The sequence below is a fragment of the Caballeronia sp. LZ032 genome (genome assembly GCF_031451315.1).
Taxonomy (GTDB): domain Bacteria; phylum Pseudomonadota; class Gammaproteobacteria; order Burkholderiales; family Burkholderiaceae; genus Caballeronia.
Map to the genome: position 1 here is coordinate 1,224,038 of NZ_JARUXP010000004.1, position 18,464 is coordinate 1,242,501.

General features: G+C 65.1%; 20 protein-coding genes. 10 read left to right on the forward strand and 10 right to left on the reverse strand.

The window, feature by feature from the left end; all coding sequences use genetic code 11:
- Positions 1–114: 114 nt before the first annotated feature.
- Together QCE69_RS33485 and QCE69_RS33490 are read right to left on the reverse strand one after the other, a co-directional pair.
- Positions 115–1,821, reverse strand: coding sequence for an AMP-binding protein (locus QCE69_RS33485; protein ID WP_309935208.1), 1,707 nt, complete (start codon positions 1,819–1,821; stop codon positions 115–117).
- Between the two features lie 31 nt (positions 1,822–1,852).
- Complete coding sequence (locus QCE69_RS33490) at positions 1,853–2,986, reverse strand: acyl-CoA dehydrogenase family protein (protein ID WP_309935440.1); 1,134 nt, start codon at positions 2,984–2,986, stop codon at positions 1,853–1,855.
- A gap of 177 nt (positions 2,987–3,163) precedes the next feature.
- Between QCE69_RS33490 and QCE69_RS33495 the strand changes: the two genes are divergently transcribed.
- Positions 3,164–4,240 carry an AraC family transcriptional regulator gene (locus QCE69_RS33495; RefSeq protein WP_409021254.1) on the forward strand — a complete coding sequence of 359 codons (1,077 nt, stop codon included), beginning with the start codon at positions 3,164–3,166 and terminating at the stop codon, positions 4,238–4,240.
- 82 nt (positions 4,241–4,322) lie between these two features.
- Positions 4,323–4,475 (forward strand): hypothetical protein, encoded by a 153-nt coding sequence (locus tag QCE69_RS33500; protein WP_309819382.1) that lies wholly within the window; start codon positions 4,323–4,325, stop codon positions 4,473–4,475.
- A gap of 4 nt (positions 4,476–4,479) precedes the next feature.
- Here QCE69_RS33500 and QCE69_RS33505 read toward each other — a convergent pair whose 3' ends face one another.
- Entirely contained in the window at positions 4,480–5,151 is a 672-nt protein-coding gene (locus QCE69_RS33505; RefSeq protein WP_309927079.1) for a hypothetical protein, read from the reverse strand.
- 229 nt (positions 5,152–5,380) lie between these two features.
- Positions 5,381–6,676, reverse strand: coding sequence for an MFS family transporter (locus tag QCE69_RS33510; protein ID WP_309927081.1), 1,296 nt, complete (start codon positions 6,674–6,676; stop codon positions 5,381–5,383).
- Between the two features lie 387 nt (positions 6,677–7,063).
- On the opposite strand from QCE69_RS33510, the gene QCE69_RS33515 reads away from it, so the two are divergent.
- A complete protein-coding gene (locus QCE69_RS33515) occupies positions 7,064–8,083 on the forward strand; it encodes a DUF2891 domain-containing protein (RefSeq protein ID WP_309935210.1) in 1,020 nt (339 codons plus the stop codon).
- A 31-nt stretch (positions 8,084–8,114) separates the two neighbouring features.
- Here the strand turns inward: QCE69_RS33515 and QCE69_RS33520 are convergent, their stop codons facing one another.
- The gene (locus tag QCE69_RS33520; RefSeq protein WP_309935212.1) at positions 8,115–8,435 is read right to left on the reverse strand and encodes a YnfA family protein; all 321 of its coding nucleotides are present in this window, start codon (positions 8,433–8,435) and stop codon (positions 8,115–8,117) included.
- A 90-nt stretch (positions 8,436–8,525) separates the two neighbouring features.
- Here QCE69_RS33520 and QCE69_RS33525 point away from each other — a divergent pair, with 90 nt between their 5' ends.
- Positions 8,526–9,911, forward strand: coding sequence for an MATE family efflux transporter (locus tag QCE69_RS33525; protein ID WP_309927086.1), 1,386 nt, complete (start codon positions 8,526–8,528; stop codon positions 9,909–9,911).
- Positions 9,912–9,962: 51 nt separating this feature from the next.
- On the opposite strand, the gene QCE69_RS33530 is transcribed toward QCE69_RS33525, so the two are convergent.
- The 3 genes from QCE69_RS33530 to QCE69_RS33540 all read right to left on the reverse strand — a co-directional run bounded on the left by QCE69_RS33530 (position 9,963) and on the right by QCE69_RS33540 (position 12,781).
- A complete protein-coding gene (locus QCE69_RS33530) occupies positions 9,963–10,457 on the reverse strand; it encodes a hypothetical protein (RefSeq protein ID WP_309935214.1) in 495 nt (164 codons plus the stop codon).
- 9 nt (positions 10,458–10,466) lie between these two features.
- Complete coding sequence (locus QCE69_RS33535) at positions 10,467–11,513, reverse strand: ATP-binding protein (RefSeq protein WP_309935216.1); 1,047 nt, start codon at positions 11,511–11,513, stop codon at positions 10,467–10,469.
- A gap of 197 nt (positions 11,514–11,710) precedes the next feature.
- Positions 11,711–12,781 carry an alpha/beta hydrolase gene (locus QCE69_RS33540; RefSeq protein WP_309935218.1) on the reverse strand — a complete coding sequence of 357 codons (1,071 nt, stop codon included), beginning with the start codon at positions 12,779–12,781 and terminating at the stop codon, positions 11,711–11,713.
- Between the two features lie 175 nt (positions 12,782–12,956).
- Here QCE69_RS33540 and QCE69_RS33545 point away from each other — a divergent pair, with 175 nt between their 5' ends.
- The 6 genes from QCE69_RS33545 (at position 12,957) to QCE69_RS33570 (ending at position 17,027) form a co-directional block, all read left to right on the forward strand.
- A complete protein-coding gene (locus QCE69_RS33545; protein ID WP_309935220.1) occupies positions 12,957–13,712 on the forward strand; it encodes a DNA/RNA non-specific endonuclease in 756 nt (251 codons plus the stop codon).
- Positions 13,705–13,965: a hypothetical protein gene (locus tag QCE69_RS33550; protein WP_309927094.1), complete on the forward strand. Its 261-nt coding sequence runs from the start codon at positions 13,705–13,707 to the stop codon at positions 13,963–13,965. Before QCE69_RS33545 ends, QCE69_RS33550 begins: the two co-directional genes overlap by 8 nt.
- A gap of 38 nt (positions 13,966–14,003) precedes the next feature.
- A complete protein-coding gene (locus QCE69_RS33555; RefSeq protein ID WP_309935221.1) occupies positions 14,004–14,519 on the forward strand; it encodes a methylated-DNA--[protein]-cysteine S-methyltransferase in 516 nt (171 codons plus the stop codon).
- 287 nt (positions 14,520–14,806) lie between these two features.
- The gene (locus QCE69_RS33560) at positions 14,807–16,324 is read left to right on the forward strand and encodes an ATPase domain-containing protein (protein ID WP_309927098.1); all 1,518 of its coding nucleotides are present in this window, start codon (positions 14,807–14,809) and stop codon (positions 16,322–16,324) included.
- Positions 16,321–16,677, forward strand: a complete 357-nt coding sequence (locus QCE69_RS33565) for a response regulator (protein WP_309927100.1) — start codon at positions 16,321–16,323, stop codon at positions 16,675–16,677. Before QCE69_RS33560 ends, QCE69_RS33565 begins: the two co-directional genes overlap by 4 nt.
- Positions 16,678–16,772: 95 nt before the next feature.
- Positions 16,773–17,027, forward strand: a complete 255-nt coding sequence (locus QCE69_RS33570) for a CsbD family protein (RefSeq protein ID WP_309819359.1) — start codon at positions 16,773–16,775, stop codon at positions 17,025–17,027.
- A 74-nt stretch (positions 17,028–17,101) separates the two neighbouring features.
- Here QCE69_RS33570 and QCE69_RS33575 read toward each other — a convergent pair whose 3' ends face one another.
- Together QCE69_RS33575 and QCE69_RS33580 are read right to left on the reverse strand one after the other, a co-directional pair.
- The gene (locus QCE69_RS33575) at positions 17,102–17,596 is read right to left on the reverse strand and encodes a hypothetical protein (RefSeq protein WP_309935222.1); all 495 of its coding nucleotides are present in this window, start codon (positions 17,594–17,596) and stop codon (positions 17,102–17,104) included.
- An 11-nt stretch (positions 17,597–17,607) separates the two neighbouring features.
- The gene (locus tag QCE69_RS33580) at positions 17,608–18,396 is read right to left on the reverse strand and encodes a fumarylacetoacetate hydrolase family protein (protein ID WP_309935223.1); all 789 of its coding nucleotides are present in this window, start codon (positions 18,394–18,396) and stop codon (positions 17,608–17,610) included.
- Positions 18,397–18,464: the final 68 nt, after the last annotated feature.

The following is an 18,464-nucleotide window of genomic DNA, read 5'->3' on the forward strand; positions in this document are numbered from 1 at the left end:
GGAGGACGGTTCGGCGCGGAAACATTTGCTTGCGAAAATCGTCGGGGGAATGCGTTTTGCGCGGGTTATCCCGCGAGCGCGCCGCGTCATGCCGATACGGCGCTTCCGAACGTTTCAACCTGCCTTGCTGGTCTGACGCAACTCCGGGAAATCCTCTTCCCAGAACTCGAATTCGCCGCGCGCGCCGTCTTCCGTACGCGCCGCTTCCTGGCGACGCAGATCGACACGGCGGATCTTGCCGGAGATGGTCTTCGGCAACTCGGCGAATTCGAGCCTGCGGATGCGCTTGTAGGGCGCCAGGCGCTCGCGCGAAAACGCGAACACGCTGCGCGCCAGATCCGGGCCGATGGCATAGCCATGACGCAGCGTGACAAAGGCCTTCGGCACCGCGAGGCGCAGCGGGTCGGGACTGGGCACGACCGCAGCTTCGGCGATCGCCTCATGCTCGATCAGCACGCTCTCGAGTTCGAACGGGCTCAGCCGGTAGTCCGACGACTTGAACACATCGTCCGCCCGGCCGACATAGACGAAATAGCCGTCGCTGCCGCGTAACGCCACATCCGAAGTGCGATAGAAACCGCCGCGCATTGCGGTCTCCGTGGCCTTCGGATTGTCCGCATAGCCGGTCATCAGGCCGAGCGGCGGCGGGTCGAGCGCCAGCGCGATTTCGCCCTCTTCCGTCTCCATGCCGTCCGGATCGAGCAGCGCGACGCGATAGCCCGGCAGCGGCCGGCCCATCGAGCCAGGTACGAGCCGTTGTCCCGGCGTGTTGGCAATCTGCGCGGTGGTTTCGGTCTGACCGTAGCCGTCGCGGATCGACAGGCCCCACGCCGTCTGCACGCGCTCGATGATCTCCGGATTCAGCGGCTCGCCCGCGCCGACGATCTCGCGCAGCTTCACCGCATACGACGCCAGCGGCTCCTGCACGAGCATGCGCCAGACGGTCGGCGGCGCGCACAGCGTGGTGACTTCGTGCTCGACGAGCACTTCCAGCGCGCGAGCGGCGTCGAAGCGGCTGAAGTTGTAGATGAACACGCAGGCCCGTGCGTTCCACGGCGCGAAAAAGCAGCTCCATGCGTGCTTCGCCCAGCCGGGCGAGCTGATGTTCCAGTGCACGTCGCCGGGTTGCAGGCCGATCCAGTACATCGTCGACAGATGTCCCACCGGATAACTCTGGTGCGTATGCGCGACGAGTTTCGGCTTCGAGGTCGTGCCCGACGTGAAATACAGCAGGTAAGGATCAGCGGCATTCGTTTCGGCATCCGGAGCAAACTCCGGCGACGTTTCGTAAGCGGCGCCGTGATCCAGCCATCCCTCGCGCGCGCCGCCCACCGCGATGCGCAGCCCCGGCACGTCGATGCCGTCGAATTTCGGCGTATCGGCGGCATCGACGATCACATGCTGCACGCGACCGAGCGCGATGCGATCGCGCAAGTCGGCGGGCGCGAGCTGCGTCGTCGCGGGCAGGACGATGGCGCCGAGCTTCATCGCGGCAAGCATCACGTCCCACAGTTCGACGCGGTTCGGCAACATCAGCAGGATGCGTTCGCCACGCGCGACACCCAGGCCGCGCAGATGATTCGCCACGCGCGCCGAACGCTCGCTCATCTGCGCGAACGAAAGGCGTGTCGCGCCGCCGCTTTCATCGACGATATGCAAGGCCGGCGCGTGATTGTCGCGGGCCATCGGATCGAAGTAATCGAGCGCCCAGTTGAAGCGGTCGAGCACGGGCCATTTGAAGTCGCGATAGGCCGTGTCGTAATCCGTGCGATGCGCAAACAGAAAATCTCGTGCTTCGATGAAAGCTGTGGCGTCGTTCATTGCGTCTCCGTGATTTTTATAGGGGCACCGCTCAGACGTTGCGCGCGATCACCATCCGCTGCACTTCGCTCGTGCCTTCGTAGATCTGCGTGATGCGTGCATCGCGATAATGCCGCTCCACCGGGTAATCCTCCAGATAGCCATAGCCGCCGTGGATCTGGATGGCATCGGAACACACGCGCTCCGCCATTTCCGAGGCGAACAGCTTTGCCTGCGACGCCTCCGACAGGCACGGCACGCCTTCCGTGCGCATGCGCGCCGCGTGATGGATCAGGAGGCGCGCGGCGTTGATCTGCGTCTGCATGTCGGCCAGCTTGTTGGCGACCGATTGATGTTCATGGATCGGCCGGCCGAACTGCACGCGTTCGCGGGCATAGGCGCGGGCCGCGTCGAAGGCCGCGCGGGCGATGCCCAGCGCCTGCGCCGCAATGCCGATGCGCCCGCCCTCCAGATTCGAAAGCGCGATCTTCAAACCCTCGCCGCGCTGGCCGAGCAGATTGGCGGCGGGAATCGCGCAGTCGTCGAAGGTGATCGGGCAGGTGTCGGACGCGCGGATGCCGAGCTTGTGCTCCGGCGCGCCGACGTTGAAGCCCGGCGTGTCCTTCGGCACGATGAACGCCGAGATGCCGCGCTTGCCCTGTTCCGGGTCCGTGACCGCGAAGACGATCGCCACGCCCGAGCGCGCGCCGTTGGTCACGAACTGCTTGCTGCCCGACAGGACCCACTGGCCGTCGCGTTCCACGGCGCGCACGCGCAGGTTGTTGGCCTCGGAGCCGGCCTGCGGTTCGGTCAGGCAGAACGCGCCGATGACTTCGCCGCTCGCGAGCTTCGGCAGCCACTCGGCCTTTTGCGCGTCGGTGCCGTAGGCGAGGATCGGTCCGCAGCCGACCGAGTTGTGCACGCTCATCAGCGTCGCGCACGAGGCGCAGCCGGCGGCGATCTCTTCCATCGCGAGGGCGTAGGCGGTGTAGTCGCTGAAGGTGCCGCCCAGCTCGGCGGGCACGATCATGCCGAGCAGGCCGAGTTCGCCCAGTTGCCGGATGACGCTGTCAGGCAGCGCGCCTTCGCGGTCCCATTGGCCCGCATTGGGCGCGAGGACTTCGGTCGCGAACTGGCGCGCCGCGTCGCGGATCATGCGCTGCTCTTCGGTGAGGAATGGGTCGATCATGGTCCTGGTCTGAAAGGTCTTGAGGTCGGCGCCGTGTCGCGCGGCATCGATCGTGTAAGCTTGCTGGCCGCCCATGCTGGTGGACGTCGGCGGTCATCCGTTCGAGTCTAGGCAATCGCCGGACCCTGGCCGATGCCCGAAACGATCACGCTAACTGAGCGCTTTGGCCACCTAGTGACAACCCCAAGTCCTGACAAGCACCTCGAGCACGTCGAGCACGTCGAGCACGTCGAGCACGTCGAGCACGTCGAGCACGTCGAACGCGATTCGATCGCCGTGAGTCTCGTCGAAGCCGCGCTGCGCTGCGCCGAAGCGCGCGGGGTCGCGCGCGACGGCTTGCTGGCCGCGGCGGGCATCGCCCCGACGATGCTGGCCTCTCCGCGTGCACGCGTGTCGCCGCTGCAGTACGGCAAGTTGTGGCACGCAGTAGCCGACGCCCTCGACGACGAGTTCTTCGGCCAGGACGCCCATCCGATGCGACGCGGCAGCTTCGTCCTGATGTGTCACGCGGCGCTCTCGTCGCGCGACGGCACGCAGGCGCTGACGCGCATCGCGGACTTCATGCGCCTGGTGCTCGACGAACTGCGCTTCACGCCCGACATCGACGCTACACGCGTGCGCATCTGGCTCGACGACCGTGGCGATGCCCGCACGATGTTCGCCTACGCGACCGGCTTCATTCTCGTGTACGGGCTGCTGTGCTGGCTGGTCGGCCGGCGCATTCCGGTGCTGGCCGCGCATTTGCGCTGCCCTGAACCCGAGGCCGGCGACGAGTACCGCCTGATGTTCTGCGACGACATGCGTTTCCGCGCGGCGCGTTCGTTCGTCGATCTCGATGCCGGATGCGCGACGCTGCCGGTCGTGCAGACGCGCGCGACGCTCAAACGCTTCCTGCGCGCGGCGCCGGCCAACTTCATCGTGAAGTATCGCAATCCGGATTCATTGACGGCGCGCATCCGACGGCACCTCAGGGAGACGCCGCCCGCCGACTGGCCGGAAGCGGAGCCGCTGGCCGCCGCGCTCAACATGGCGGAGGCGACGCTGCGCCGGCGGCTGAAGCAGGAAGGCTCGACCTACCGGGCGATCCGGGACGCGCTGAAGCGCGATCTCGCCATCGCGCGTCTTGCGCATACGCGGGAAACGATTCCGCAGATCGCCGACGCACTCGGCTTTGCCGAGCCGAGCGCATTCCGGCGCGCCTTCAGGAAGTGGACGGGCGTGCGCCCCGCCGATTACCGTCGGGGGCGCTGACTGCGGGGGCGCAGCGGGGCTGCTATATTGAACTTTCGCCTCGCCTCACCGGCATGAACCGACGACCCGCACGGAGCGCACCATGACGAAGCCCAGCCGCGACGACCCTGCCAAGCAGGACCTCCCCGACGAAGATGCCTTGCTCGACGAGGCGCTGGAAGAAAGTTTTCCGGCCAGTGATCCGATCGCCGTGCATCCCGAGCGGGAACGGCGCGACGAGGACAAGAAGCAGTAGAAAATCAATCGCCCGTTTCGGGTTCGTCGGGCGCCGTGAGCAGCGTCACGAGCTTCTCGACATGCTGATGCAGCAGCTTGACGTGCTTGTCGATCTGCTCCAGGCGTCCGGTGAGATCCGCCTTGGCCGCTTCGCTCATGCGGTCAGAGGCGATCAGTTCATCCACTTTCGGCTGCATCGCATCGACCTGCAACAGCCCGAGCTGCCGTTCGAGGCGGCGCAGGTCCTGAGACAGCAGTTCGCGATTCTTGCGGAACAGCAAGTCACGCCGGTTGTTCTCCGCCTGCTGCTGCGCGAGGTCGGCGACCCGTCGCGTCGCCTCGGTCTGGGACAGCAGGGGCTCCGGGCCGCGCAGCACCGAGCGCTTCGGCGCCGGATGCGCGGTGCCGCGGAATACGGCCATCGGGGTTTCTTCATCGAGCGCGCGCTGCACTTCCGGCGGCACTTCGGCCGGGCTGTGGCGCTCATCCATCCAGTGCGGCGGCAGACCCGCCACCAGCTCGATGCCGCGCACGAATTCCTCATTGAAGTCGCGCTGACCCGCGACGATGAGCTTCATGAACGACGGCGAGAAGTTCATCATGCGCGCGAGGCGTCCGGCGCCTCCCGGCGAGCCGACCAGCACGCTCAGATTGGCGCGCCAGACGACAAACAGCGTTTCGTCGAAATCTTCCATGAACAGGCTCCAGGCAGACCGAGGCTCGACCCCGCCATCGGTGTAGCGCGCGGAGTGCGCGCGCATGCAACTCCGGTTCCCGATTACGCTGGCGCGCTGCACATGGCGCGCCGTCACAACCCGCATCAAACACCATACTGGCGCCATCGGCAAGCCCGGCGGTGTGCGCGGCCCGTCCGGACGCGGCGCGGCTGCCACACCGTGATTCGTGGCAGCCGGCCCGCGACGCTTACGGTTCGTTGCGCAGATAGCCTTCCTTGCTCGGCTCGAGCATGCGGAAGGACACGACGAACGAGATGAAGCACATCACCGTGACATACCAGAAGAAAGCGGATTCGTTGCCCGCCGACTTGAGCCACAACGCAACGTATTCCGCCGAGCCGCCGAAGATCGCATTCGCGACCGCATACGAAAGGCCCACGCCCAGCGCACGCACTTCCGGCGGGAACATCTCCGCCTTGATGAGACCGCTGATCGACGTATAGAAGCTCACGATCGCCAGCGCCACCACCACCAGCACGAAGGCCATCACCGGACTCGTGACACCCGACAGCGCATGCAGCAGCGGCACGGTGCCGAGCGTGGCGAGGCCGCCGAACCAGAGCATCGAGGTGCGCCGGCCGATCCGGTCCGACAGCGCGCCGAACACCGGCTGCAACAACATGTAGACCAGCAGCGCGGCGGTCATCACGTTGCTGGCCGTCTTCGCATGCATGCCGGCCGTGTTGACCAGGTACTTCTGCATGTAGGTCGTGAACGTGTAGAAAATCAGCGAGCCGCCCGCCGTGAAGCCCACCACGGTCATGAACGCGGCCTTGTGCTGCATCAGGCCGGCCAGCGTGCCGGCTTCCTTGCGATCCCGCGTTTCGGCGGTCGAGGTTTCATCGAGCGAACGGCGCAGGTACAGGGAAATCAGCGCCGCGCACGCACCGATGAAGAACGGAATGCGCCAGCCCCAGGCCTTGAGTTCGTCGGTCGAGAGGAAGAACTGCAGCACCACGAGCACCAGCAGCGCCCCGAGCTGGCCGCCGATCAGCGTCACATACTGGAACGACGCGAAGAAGCCGCGCCGGCCGCGCAGGGCCACTTCACTCATGTAGGTGGCGCTGGTGCCGTACTCGCCGCCCACCGACAGGCCCTGGAACAGCCGGGCGATCAGCAGCAGGAACGGCGCCCACGCGCCGATGCTCGCGTAGGTCGGCAGGAAGGTGATGACGAGCGAACCGCCGCACATCATCAGGACCGAGATCATCATGGCGTTGCGGCGGCCATGCTTGTCGGCGATACGGCCGAACATCCAGCCGCCGATGGGACGCATCAGGAAGCCCGCCGCGAACACGCCTGCGGTGTTGAGCAGCTGCACGGTCGGATTGCCGCCGGGGAAGAACGCCGCCGAGAAGTACAGCGCGAGGAACGAGTAGATATAGAAGTCGAACCACTCGACGAGGTTGCCCGACGAAGCGCCGACGATCGCAAAAACGCGGCGCCGCGTGTCCTCCGCGGTGTAGGCAGGAAAGTCATTCATGTCGTGTCTTGATCTCTTGGTCGTTGTGCAAATGACGCGTCCCGGGGCTCGTGACCCCGGTGCGGAATGCTCCTGGCGGCATTCGGGCGCCAGTTTATACGACGATCCGCGCGGCGGCGCGTGCCGGACAGGCGGGCAAACGCCCATTGCGGGCGGGTCGGGCGGCGGGTTTGGGCACTTCGCATGACCCGCACGACAGCTCCGGAAAGTCCCCCCAGGCTTGTGGCAAAGGCATTCGCGCGGCTTGCAGAAGTTTGATTCGCGGCTTTCAGGCAATGACCTGACCGCGTCCCACATGTCGACTTAGGTAATTACCCTTATTCGAGACTTTATCCATCATTTATCGATAAAGTCTCGGAATCCAGAGACAGCCCACGTGAGGTCCGCATGAATCCACACGCTCCGATCCTCGACGCCGCGCTGGCGTCGAAATTCGCCCAGGTCGCGCTTGGCCACCTGACCCGCGAGTATCCCAACAAGCTCGATCACGTCATGGCCGACGCCGCCGACGTGCAAAGTCCGCGCGCGCTGCATCCGATCTTCTACGGCAGCTTCGACTGGCATTCCTGCGTGCACGGCTACTGGCTGATCGCGCGGCTGCTCGAGCGCTTTCCCGATCTGCCCGAGGCGCCGCGCATTCGCGCCGTGATCGACGAACATTTCACTGAGGCGAACGTCGCGGCTGAGGTCGCCTATCTGCGGCGCCCCGCTGCGCGCGGCTTCGAGCGGCCCTACGGCTGGGCGTGGCTGCTCGCGCTCGCGGGCCAGCTGCGTTCGATGACTTCCGACGATGGCCGGCGCTGGGCCCGGACGCTGCAACCGCTCGCCGATGCGTTCGTCGCGCGCTTTACGGAGTTCCTGCCGAAATCGACCTATCCGCTCAGGGTCGGCACGCACTTCAACATGGCGTTCGCGCTGACGCTCTCGCTGGGCTATGCACGCGTGGCACAGGACGCGGACTTCGAACGTTTGCTGAACGCGACCGCGCTGCGCTGGTTCGAGAAGGACGCAGCCTGCCAGGCATGGGAACCCGCCGGCGACGAATTCCTCTCGCCCTCGCTGATGGAAGCCGTGCTGATGCGGCATGTGCTGACGGACGGGCACTTCGTCGGTTGGTTCGACGGCTTTCTGCCGCACATCGCGGCGCGCGAGCCCGCGACGCTGTTTACGCCGGCTACCGTCACGGACCGGAGCGACGGCAAGCTCGCGCATCTCGACGGCCTGAATCTGAGCCGTGCGTGGTGCCAGCGGACCATCGCACGCGCCTTGCCTGCCGGCGATGCGCGCATCGCCGTGCTTGATGCGAGCGCGGACGAGCATCTTGCGTCGGGGATTGCGCATGTCGCGGGGGACTATATGGGCGAGCACTGGCTCGCTACGTTTGCGCTGCTGGCGCTCGAGGCCTGAGCGGGTTGACTTGTTCCGGGCGCGTCACGGTTCAAACGCGCGGCTGGAATGCGATCACGCTCATGCCCGCGAGCGCGATCGCCGCGCCCGCGAGATCCCACGCGGTGGGCCGGATGCGATCGACGGCCCATAGCCACATGATCGCCACGCCGATATAGACACCGCCGTACGCCGCGTACACGCGTCCCGCCGCCGCGGCGTGCAGCGTCAGCAGCCACGCGAACAACGCCAGCGACAGCGCGCCAGGCATGAGCAGCCAGGGCGAGCCGCCCTGCTTGAGCCATCGATACGGGAAGTAGCAGCCGGCGATCTCGGCGACCGCCGTGATGACATAGAGCGCGAAGGTTTTCATGACGCGCATTATCCGTGCTGAAGCAAGGTTGCGTCGCGGGCTTGCGCTCCGGACAATGACGCCTTCCCCACGAATCCACGAAACGCGCGCATGAACGCGCGTTCGACCGCTGTGCAGACAACTTCGCAAGATCCACCCGGCAAGCCGGCCGCGTTGCCCGTGCATTGGCACAGACGCGTGCTGACGCTGGCGTTTCCCATCGTCCTCGCGAATCTGACGCAACCGATCCTTGGCGCTGTCGATACGGCCGTCGCCGGTCATCTCGACGGGCCGCAGTATCTTGGCGGCGTCGCGCTCGGCGGGCTGGTGTTCAGTTTCGTCTTCTGGGGTTTCGGCTTCCTGCGCATGGGCACGACAGGTTTGGTCGCGCAGGCCTTCGGCGCGCACGATGACGCGGCCCTGCGCGCCAGCGTCCTGCGCGCGATGTTGCTGGCGTTCGCGATCGGCATGGCGGTGCTCGCGTTGCAGCTGCCGGTCATCCGCTATGCGCTCGCGGCGCTGGGTGGCAGTGCGGCGGTCCAGGACACAGCGAGCGCCTACAGTCACGCGCGCATCTGGGCCGCGCCGTTCGCGCTCGGCAACTACGTCGTGCTCGGCGCGCTGCTCGGCTGTCAGCGAGTGCGGCTCGCGCTCGTGACGCAGATCTTCATCAATCTGGTGAACATCGTTGCCGTGCTGCTGTTCGTGTATCGCTTCGGCTGGGGCATCGCGGGCATCGGCGCGGCCACGGCATTCGCCGACTTCTGCGGCTTCGTGCTCGGTGTCGCGATCCTGTGGCGCCTGCGTCCGCGCGGGCTCGAAGCGCCCGCCTGGGGCATGCTGCTCGACGGGCATGCGTTGCAGCGGCTGGTGGCGATCAATCGGGACATCTTCGTTCGCACGATCTGCCTGCTGGGTTCTTACGCGTGGTTCGCGCATCTCGGCGCGCGGCAGGGCGATGCGGTGCTCGCGGCCAACGCCGTGCTGCTGAATTTTCAGACCTTCATGGCGTTCGGCCTCGATGGCTTCGCGCATGCGGCAGAGGCGCTCGTCGGCGCGGCGGCGGGGGCGCGTGACCGGCATGCGTTTCGTCAGGCCGTGAAGGTCACGATGTTGTGGTCGGTCATCGGCGCGGCGGGATTTTCGGTCGTGTATGCGCTGGGCGGGGAATGGATCATCGGCAGGCTGACGGATCAGGCCGTCGTGCATGCGGCCGCCGTGCGTTATCTGCCGTGGGCGGCGGTGCTGCCGGTGGTATCGGTGGCGGGGTTTCTGCTCGATGGCGTGTTCATCGGTGCTACTCGGACGCGGGAACTCATGCAGGCGATGGCGGTGTCGCTCGGGGTGTTCCTGCTCGCCGCGTGGGGGCTGGCAGGGACGCTGGGAAATCACGGGTTGTGGCTCGCGCTTGCTATCTTCATGGTCGCGCGAGGGGTCACGTTGGCAGTGCAGGTGCCCGGGGTGGAGCGGAGAGTGGGCGGGGCCGCGCCGGATTGAACGCGCTGTTCGGAATGACGGCAACGAGGCTTCCAACCTCTCCCGAAACGGCTAGGTTACCGTCCAGTTCAAACCCCGCAAATTGCTCTTGGATACGACCTTCGGATGGGCATCGACTGCGCGCAGCAAGCGACGCAGTTTCTGCTGGATATCGGCGGGATCCACGACAGGACGGTGGTTCTGCGGTTGTTCGAGATGGGCAATCACGCTGAGCGAGTCACACGCCAGGATAGCTGACGCCAGTTGCCGTTCCGAATCGACATTGGCACGAAGCTTTGCCGGAAGCATGGCAGCCAAAGTGTGCAGTACCTTGCTTGCGATTGCTTCAGGCAGGTGAGAGGGCTTCTCCGTATCCGGATGCCGATAGTCCTTGACTTCAATGAAGAACGCCACATTCGTTTCGGTTATCGCCAACACATCGATGGCCTTGATGCCCTCTCCTTGCCTGGCGAAACTCGAACGGTAGAACGACCACTCGTCATACTTGCTGACCTGCCACGTTTGCGGAAAAGTAAATGTCAAACCATCGACGTTCAAAGTCGGCATGCATGATCCCTACAACGCCAGATATCGATCTGATTGCTGCAAACTCTCTTCCAGCGCCGTGATGTCGCCGATGTCATCGAGCGATGTCCCTTGCACGACCTCGACGCCTTCCGCCCGCGATTGCAAACCGAAGTAGCGAGCGTCCAAAGCAGGCTGTTGCTTGTCTGCCAGAAGGATTTCGAGTTCGCGCAGCAGGAACAGGCTGTGAGTCGCAATGAAGACCTGGATGCCGTTTGCGCTCAGTGCCACGATCGTGCGCGCCACCTGTTTGATCAAGCGCGGATTCAGGTTGGCTTCCGGCTCATCCCAGTACAGATAACCCTGATCGAGCAAAGCGCCTGTAGCAATCAGACGTGCCAGCATGCCCAACTTGCGCAGGCCCTCGGCGACCAGCGGCATTTCCATGCGCCCATTGGGCGTGCGCAGATAGAAGCGCCCGTTCTTGTCGAGTTCGATGGAGCCGTCCATTGCTTTTTCGAGCGGATCAAGCAGGCGTTGTATTTGCGTTTCCTTCGGACCTCGCTGCAACAACGCGCCCAGCAAGACGCAGGTATCAAACCATGTTTCCTCGAATTCCAGATAGTGGTTTTGATAGACCGAAACGAAATTCGGATAAATCGTCAGCAATTCCCGCGTCGGCAGATAGATGGGAGCAGTGCCCAGCCAGTGCTTCGGCAGTTGGGTGACGCTGACTTCCGATTTGCTGTTCGTCGCGAAACCAAAGTCGATGTCCAGCCCGGTATCGGCAAAACTCATTTGGACATCGCAACGTTCCCTACCTTGCTTCCGGCGCGTCAGCCGGCCGAGCGACTCTGGACGAAACACGTTGACCAGTTTGTCGGCCAGACGCGTCTGCAGGATGGTCTTGGTGGGCGCCGATGCCGCTTGCCCCTTGATGCCCTCCTGCCAGCTGGCCGCGAGCACTGAATACGCCAGCTTCAGGAGATGCGTTTTGCCCGCACCGTTCTCGCCGACAAACACATTGAGATGCTTCCCGAACTCCAGATCGGCCTGAGGCAGTACTGTGAAATTTTGAATTTTCAGTCGTTTCAGCATGAACGGTCTCGCATGGATCCGGGCACGGTTGATCCATCACCGGCACGGGACGGCCCGCAGTCGGTCCGCAAAGGCTTCGTCAGCCAACGTTGAAGCGGACGGGTACGTCAGGACTCAGGCCGCATTGTATCTGCGGCAGTCAGAGCCAATATGACTGAGGGAGCCTACTCCACGCAACACGCGAACCCTGTTCACGCTTAGCGATGAGACAGTTTCCCAGCCAACCCCTCCAGCAACGCCCGATGAAACCCCTCCGGATCCTGCATCTGCGGCGCGTGCCCGGCATCCGGGAACTCGACAAGTGTGGCATTCGGAATCCGCTCCTTCGCGAGCTTCGCCAGTTCCGGATACCGCCCCAGCGTCGGCCGCACCTCCGCAGGCGCGAACTCCTTGCCAATCGCCGTCGTGTCCTTGTCGCCGATCATCAGCAGCGTCGGCGTCTTCAGCTTGTCGAACTCATACACCACCGGCTGCGTATAAATCATGTCGTACAGCAGCGCCGAATTCCACGCGACAATCTCCTTCCCCGGCCCGCGATACATCCCCGCGAGCATCTGCACCCACGGCTCGTAGGCATCGCGCCATTGCCCCGCGTAATACGTGTTCTGCTCATAGCGGCGAATGCCATCGGCGCTCGTCTTGAGCTCACGCGCATACCACTCGTCGATGGACACCGACGGCACGCCCTTCGCCTTCCAGTCCTCGAGCCCGATCGGATTGACCAGCACGAGCTGCTCCGTCTCCTGCGGATACATGAGCGCATAGCGCACCGCGAGCATGCCGCCGGTCGAATGCGCGATGAGCGTCGCACGCGGCACGCCGAGCGCGGTCAGCAACGCGTGCGTATTGCGTGCGAGCTGCTGGAAGCTGTACTGGTAACGCTCGGGCTTGGTGGACTTGCAGAAGCCGATCTGATCCGGCGCGATCACGCGATAACCCGCACCCGTCAGCACGTCGATGGTCTGCTTCCACGTCGCCGAGCAGAAGTTCTTCCCATGCAGAAGAACCGCGGTGCGGCCGTTCGGATGCGGCGGATGCACGTCCATATAAGCCATGCGCACCACCTGCCGCTGCGACGTGAACGCGAAGCGCGCCACCGGATACGGATAATCGAAGCCTTGCAGTTCCGGACCGTAGGCCGGGCCGTCGCTACTGCCGGACGGCGGGACCGGCGTTTCATCGGCATGGGCGTGAACAGGAACGACGCACGACAGCGCGGCACACGCCATGAACGACACCAACACAGAGCGGAAGACGGACGAATTCATGTTCGTGGGATGACCTGATGACCTGACGGGTTGATTTCAAATTTCGAGGCCGACGCATTCTAGCGCGCCACTTCTGCGCACGCCGGATGCACCCCGCGCAGCGCGTCCTGCGCTTATACTTTGCGGCCCGCTTTCCGCACCCGTCCGCGGTGCATCAACCCGGCACACTACCCGCATGCAATTCCGCTTCAAGGCACTCGCCGCCGCGCTCGGCCTCGTATGTATCAGCGCCGCCGCGAGCGACTGTCCGCAGTTCAGTCCCGGCGGGCGCGAGCCCGTCGTCGTCAACGCGAAGATGCGCGCGGCGACCCAGGAAGTCTGCTACACCGATTTTGCGCTGCTCCACTCCGGGGTCACGCACGGACCGCTGTGGTCGGCAGAACATCTGACGGCGCAAGGCATCGACCAGGCGAAGAACAACACGCGCACCAACCGCTTCTTCGTCGAGAAACGTCTGCCGCCCGGCGCCAGCGCGCAACTCTCCGACTACAAGAAAAGCGGCTTCGATCGCGGCCACATGAGCCCGGCCGGCGACCGCGCCAGCAAGAAAGGCATGGCCGAGTCCTTCTCGCTCGCCAACATCGTGCCGCAGGACCCGTCGAACAACCGGCGCATCTGGGCGCGCATCGAGGAAGCCGTGCGCCGCCTGACCGAGCAATCCGGCGAAGCCTTCGTGGTCACCGGGCCGCTGTTCTCGGGACGCCAGTTGCAGACGATCGGCGAATCACGCGTCATCGTGCCGACGCAACTCTACAAGGTGGTCTATCTGCCGCAGCGGCAGATCGCCGTCGCGGTCCTGGTGGACAAGGCCTCCACCGAGACCGACACGATGAAAACCGTCCGCGAGCTCGAAGCCATGAGCGGCCTCGCGTTTCCCGGCATCCCGGACGGCCTGAAAGACAAGCGAATCGGAGGACTGAAAGGTGTTTAAGCCATTTGCGAACGATACCGACGCCCTGAACATCGCCGGCGATGCCATCAACATCGTCAACGACACCACCCGCGTCACCGTCAGCGGTGACCTGACCATCACGCGCGACAAGGCCGGTCTCGCCAACGCGCTCGCGCTCTACAAGGCGCTGGGCGCCATCGTCGCGACGCTGCAAGGCGACGCATCCTTGCCCGCGAAACTTCAAGACGAGCCGGACAAGCTCGCCGGCAAGACCGACAATCCGTTCATCTGAGCCCCAGGCGCCGGAAGCATGCGGCGCGGAGAACCGAAGTGATCGAATGTCATGTCGGCCCGAGTCCGCTCGGGCACATCCTCTACCGCGCGGAGCACGACGCACTGACGGGCCTGTTCTTCATCGGGCAAAAGCACTTTCCCGCCCATGTGCAAGAGCAAACGCTGTCCGACTCCCCGCCGGTCTCGCGCGCCATCGCGGCAGCCCAGGAACAGATCGCCGACTATTTCGCAGGCCAGCGGGCCAGCTTCGACGTGCCGATACGGCTCGGCGGCACCGAATTCCAGCGGCGCGTCTGGGAACTGCTCCAGCAAATTCCCTTCGGCGACGCCTGGACCTACGGCGATCTCGCCCGCCGGCTCGGCCTGCCGCCCGGCGCCGCGCGCGCGGTCGGCGGGGCGAACGGCCGCAATCCCGTCGCGATCATCGTGCCGTGCCATCGCGTGATCGGCGGCGACGGGGAATTGACCGGCTATGCCGGCGGCGTCGAACGCAAGCGCCATCTGCTCACGCTCGAAGGCGGACCGGGACGCGAGCAGCTCGCGCTGTTCTGAACCAATCGCAGCCAGGTCCGAAACCCATGCCTTGCATCGAGCCATGCACTTCGGACATCGGGCGCGGAAAATGCGGCACACGACCATCCCTGTCCGGGACATTCTCGCGCGCTGGTTGCGTCAGCACGGTGAGCGAATTGCCCGCGACGCCCGCAAGTCCGCGCCACAGCAGGATCGTCGCGCAGATGCGAGCGACGCGCTTGTCCTGGCCAGCGGACATTTCCCCGACAAGAGTCAGCCATAATCGCGTTCGCCCAACGCCGATGCCCAAGTAAAAACGACACTCCATGACTCAAGACGACCACCAGCCCGCCGACTCCTCCGCACCCGCGCCCGAATCCGACCGCAACGGCAACGTCACGACCGGCGTCACGGGGCTGGACGATATCCTTGGTGGCGGGCTCGTCGAAGGCGGCCTGTACCTGATCGAAGGGATGGCCGGCGCAGGCAAGACGATCCTGTCGTCGCAGATCGGCTTTCACCGGGTCGCGCAGGGCGACATGGTGCTGTACATCACGCTGATCGCCGAGTCGCACACCAAGCTGCTGTCGCATCTGAAGCCGCTGTCGTTCTACGACGCCAACGCGATCTCCGACCGCATGCTGTTCGTTTCCGGCTATCACGAGCTGATGCGCGACGGCCTGTCCGGCTTTCTGTCGCTGATCGCCGCGACGATCAAGACCAGCCGGCCGCGCTTCATGGTGATCGACGGTTTCCGCAGCGCCCGCGAGTTCAGCTCGACGGAGCTCGAACTGTCGCAGTTCATCCACGAGTTGTCCGCCTTCGTCAGCGCCGCGCGCTGCACCACGCTGATTCTCGCGCCGCTCTCCGGCAACGAGCCGCATCCCGAACACACGCTGGTGGACGGTCTCATCGAACTGAACCGCTACAACACCGGCATGCGGCGCGCGCGCGAGATCGAGGTGCACAAGCTGCGCGCCCGCGATCATCTGCTCGGCAAGCACTTCTTCAAGATCACGGACCAGGGCCTCGTGACGTTCCCGCGCATCGAGGCGACCGCCGCCGAAGACGGCGACATCCCGGACTTCACGAGCCGGCTCAGCTTTGCCTTCCCCGACTTCGACCAGATGCTCGGCGGCGGCGTGGTGCGCGGGTCGACCACGACGCTCGTCGGTCCTTCGGGGGTCGGCAAGACGCTGATGTCGCTCAAGTTCCTGCAATCGGGCATCGAGCGTGGCGAGCGCTGCGTCTACTTCGGCTTCTATGAATCGCCGTCGCGGCTGATCGCCAAGGCGCGCGCGGTCGGTGTCGATCTCGAGCCCGCCTTGCAGGACGGCCGGCTCACGATCCACTGGCATCCGGCCGTGGAACTGGCCATCGACGAACTCGCCAACGAGTTGCTGAGCGCCGTGAAGAACGCCAAGGCATCGCGCCTCGTGGTGGACGGCATCGACGGTTTTCATCAGTCGGCCAACCGCGTGGAGCGCTTCGGGCTGTTCCTGAACGCGTTGTCGCACCGCCTGCGCGAAGCCGGTGTGACCACGGTCCTGACCGAGGAAATGCCGCTCTACGGCGAGGCAAGGCAGCCGTCCACGCTGCGCGCCTCCGCGATGACCGAGAACATCGTGCTGCTGCGTTACATCGAGGCGAATTCGTCGCTGTACCGCATGGTGTCGATCATCAAGCAGCGCGAAGGCGCGCACGATTCCGCCATTCGCAGGCTCACCATCGACGCACGCGGCCTGCACATCAGCGACGGCTTCATCGGCCCGACAGGTCTCCTGTCCGGTCATCCTTCGGCCGGGCCCGCGCTCTCCGTGTCCGATCCCGGCGCGCGGTCATGAAAAAGATCCTCGTCGTCGACGACGAATTCGACATCCTCACCACGTGGCGGCTCGTGCTCGAAATGGAGGGCTACGAGGTGTCGACCGCGTCGAACGGACGCACGGCGCTCGATGCCGCGCGCTCCAGCGCGCCCGCACTCATCATCACCGACTGGATGATGCCGCACATGGACGGCGTCGAGTTCATCAACGCGCTCGCCGCCAGCGACGGCCTGGCCCACGTGCCCGTCATCCTCATGAGCGCGGCGGCCCACGCGCCCCAGATCGAACATCCGCACGCGCAGTTCCGCCGCAAGCCGTTTTCCATCGACGACCTGCTCGACACGGTCCGGGGGCTCATCGGTCCGGCGTGACGACGCTGGGCACGAACCGTGCTGCTGACATGCGTTCCCTCGTTGCGGAATGCACGAGGGTTTTCTTGGAACCGCTCAACCGAAATGGAGGCACCATGGTGCAGGATCAGGTAGAAGGCGCGGCGCAAAAGGTCGCCGGCAAGGTGCAGGACGCGGTCGGCGCGCTGACGGGCGATGAACAGTTGCAGGCCGAAGGCAAGGTGCGTCAGGCCTTCGGCAATCTTCAGGAAAGCTACGGGCAGACGGTGGACCACGTGCGCGTGGCCGTCGCCAGCCAGCCCATTCAGGGCGTGCTGATTGCCGCCGCCGTGGGCTTCGTGCTCGGCGCGTTGTGGAATCGCGATCGCTGATGCGTTCGGCGCGCTCGCCCCGCGCCGAAGAGATGGACCCGCAAGCCGGTGCCTCGTTGCACCGGCTTCGTTTTTTACGGCGCCTCGCGCGCGAAGCCTGCAAACGACACAGCCCGCGCGCAACCGATGCCGAGCACGGCGCAGGCGCTCGCGAGCACGCCGTGCGTACCGTCGATGGTCAATGCCGTGGCGAGTCCCGCCGCCGCCAGCGCGCTCAACAGGCTCGCCACGGGTACGCCGAACGCGAGCGCCAGATGCGCGCCGATCAGCATGAGCATCGCGACGGCCATCAGCACCGCGAGCCCGCCCGGCTGCGCGCCGAGCGCATAAGCGAGCGCCGCGCAGACGCCGGCCATCGCGAGATGCAGCGACCCGCGCCAGCGCGTCCAGTCCTGCACACGAAAGCACGCCGCGAGTGCCGAGCCGACGGCGCCAATTACAAGCGCATCACCGGGCCATTGCGCGGCGACGAAAGCGAGCGTGACCAGCACGCTTTGCAGCGAGACCTGCGGCCGCCGCCAGCCGATGACCGCCAGCACGAGCAACCCTGCGCCCGGAAGATCCGACATGCCGCGCTCCCTCAGGCCGCCAGCACGTTCGACAACGTGCCGATGCCCGCAATCGACACCTCCACGCGCGCACCGTCCTTGATCGAGCCGACGCCGATCGACGTGCCGCACGCGATGACATCGCCCGGCACGAGGGTCATGTCCTGAGACAACAGGCTCACCTGCTCGGCGGGCGAAAAGATCATGTCGTCGAGCGGATAGTTCTGCCGTTCGACGCCTTCGAGCGTCGTCACCACGTTCGCGGTGCGCCAGTCGAAGCCGTTGCCCGGCGTGACGATCGCGGGACCGAGACAGGTGAACGTGTCGAAGCCTTTCGAGCGGCACCATTGCGCGAAGTTGGGATCTTCCTGAAGCAATTCGATGGCCGTCACGTCGTTCACGCAGGTATAGCCGAAGATCGCCGCCTCGGCCTCCTCCACCGATGCCCCGCTCACCGTCCTGCCGATCACGATGCCCAGCTCGCCTTCATACGCGATCTTGCCGTGATAGCTGCGCGGCCGACGGATCGACTCGTGCGGCCCGATGACCGACATCGGCGGCTTGATGAGAAACAGCGGATGCTGCGGCGGCGCCTTGTCGAGCTTGCGCGACAGCGCGTAATAGTTGTTCCACAGCGCGATCACCTTGCTCGGCTGGCACGGCGCGAGCAGCGCGAGATCATCGACGGCCCAGGTGATGTCGGTGGGGCGCGGCGCGTCGAACATCGCACCGTCATGCTGCACCACGCGGCCCGAATGCGGGTCGAGCATGCCGAAGCCGATGCGATCGTCGGCGTCGCGGAAACGAATCCAGTGTGTCATCTCTGTCTCCCTTTGGAAAAAAAGGAGCGCGGGCATGCGTGGCCCGCGCTCTCTCGTCCCCTCCTCCA

Excerpts from the sequence above, each read along its gene's own strand:
- QCE69_RS33520 (WP_309935212.1), bottom strand. The coding sequence starts at position 8,435 with ATGAAAACCTTCGCGCTCTATGTCATCACGGCGGTCGCCGAGATCGCC.
- QCE69_RS33570 (WP_309819359.1), top strand. The coding sequence starts at position 16,773 with ATGGTGCAGGATCAGGTAGAAGGCGCGGCGCAAAAGGTCGCCGGCAAG.
- QCE69_RS33485 (WP_309935208.1), bottom strand. The coding sequence starts at position 1,821 with ATGAACGACGCCACAGCTTTCATCGAAGCACGAGATTTTCTGTTTGCG.
- QCE69_RS33510 (WP_309927081.1), bottom strand. The coding sequence starts at position 6,676 with ATGAATGACTTTCCTGCCTACACCGCGGAGGACACGCGGCGCCGCGTT.
- QCE69_RS33530 (WP_309935214.1), bottom strand. The coding sequence starts at position 10,457 with ATGCCGACTTTGAACGTCGATGGTTTGACATTTACTTTTCCGCAAACG.
- QCE69_RS33575 (WP_309935222.1), bottom strand. The coding sequence starts at position 17,596 with ATGTCGGATCTTCCGGGCGCAGGGTTGCTCGTGCTGGCGGTCATCGGC.
- QCE69_RS33545 (WP_309935220.1), top strand. The coding sequence starts at position 12,957 with ATGCAATTCCGCTTCAAGGCACTCGCCGCCGCGCTCGGCCTCGTATGT.
- QCE69_RS33560 (WP_309927098.1), top strand. The coding sequence starts at position 14,807 with ATGACTCAAGACGACCACCAGCCCGCCGACTCCTCCGCACCCGCGCCC.
- QCE69_RS33565 (WP_309927100.1), top strand. The coding sequence starts at position 16,321 with ATGAAAAAGATCCTCGTCGTCGACGACGAATTCGACATCCTCACCACG.
- QCE69_RS33505 (WP_309927079.1), bottom strand. The coding sequence starts at position 5,151 with ATGGAAGATTTCGACGAAACGCTGTTTGTCGTCTGGCGCGCCAATCTG.
- QCE69_RS33540 (WP_309935218.1), bottom strand. The coding sequence starts at position 12,781 with ATGAATTCGTCCGTCTTCCGCTCTGTGTTGGTGTCGTTCATGGCGTGT.
- QCE69_RS33535 (WP_309935216.1), bottom strand. The coding sequence starts at position 11,513 with ATGCTGAAACGACTGAAAATTCAAAATTTCACAGTACTGCCTCAGGCC.
- QCE69_RS33580 (WP_309935223.1), bottom strand. The coding sequence starts at position 18,396 with ATGACACACTGGATTCGTTTCCGCGACGCCGACGATCGCATCGGCTTC.
- QCE69_RS33500 (WP_309819382.1), top strand. The coding sequence starts at position 4,323 with ATGACGAAGCCCAGCCGCGACGACCCTGCCAAGCAGGACCTCCCCGAC.
- QCE69_RS33525 (WP_309927086.1), top strand. The coding sequence starts at position 8,526 with ATGAACGCGCGTTCGACCGCTGTGCAGACAACTTCGCAAGATCCACCC.
- QCE69_RS33515 (WP_309935210.1), top strand. The coding sequence starts at position 7,064 with ATGAATCCACACGCTCCGATCCTCGACGCCGCGCTGGCGTCGAAATTC.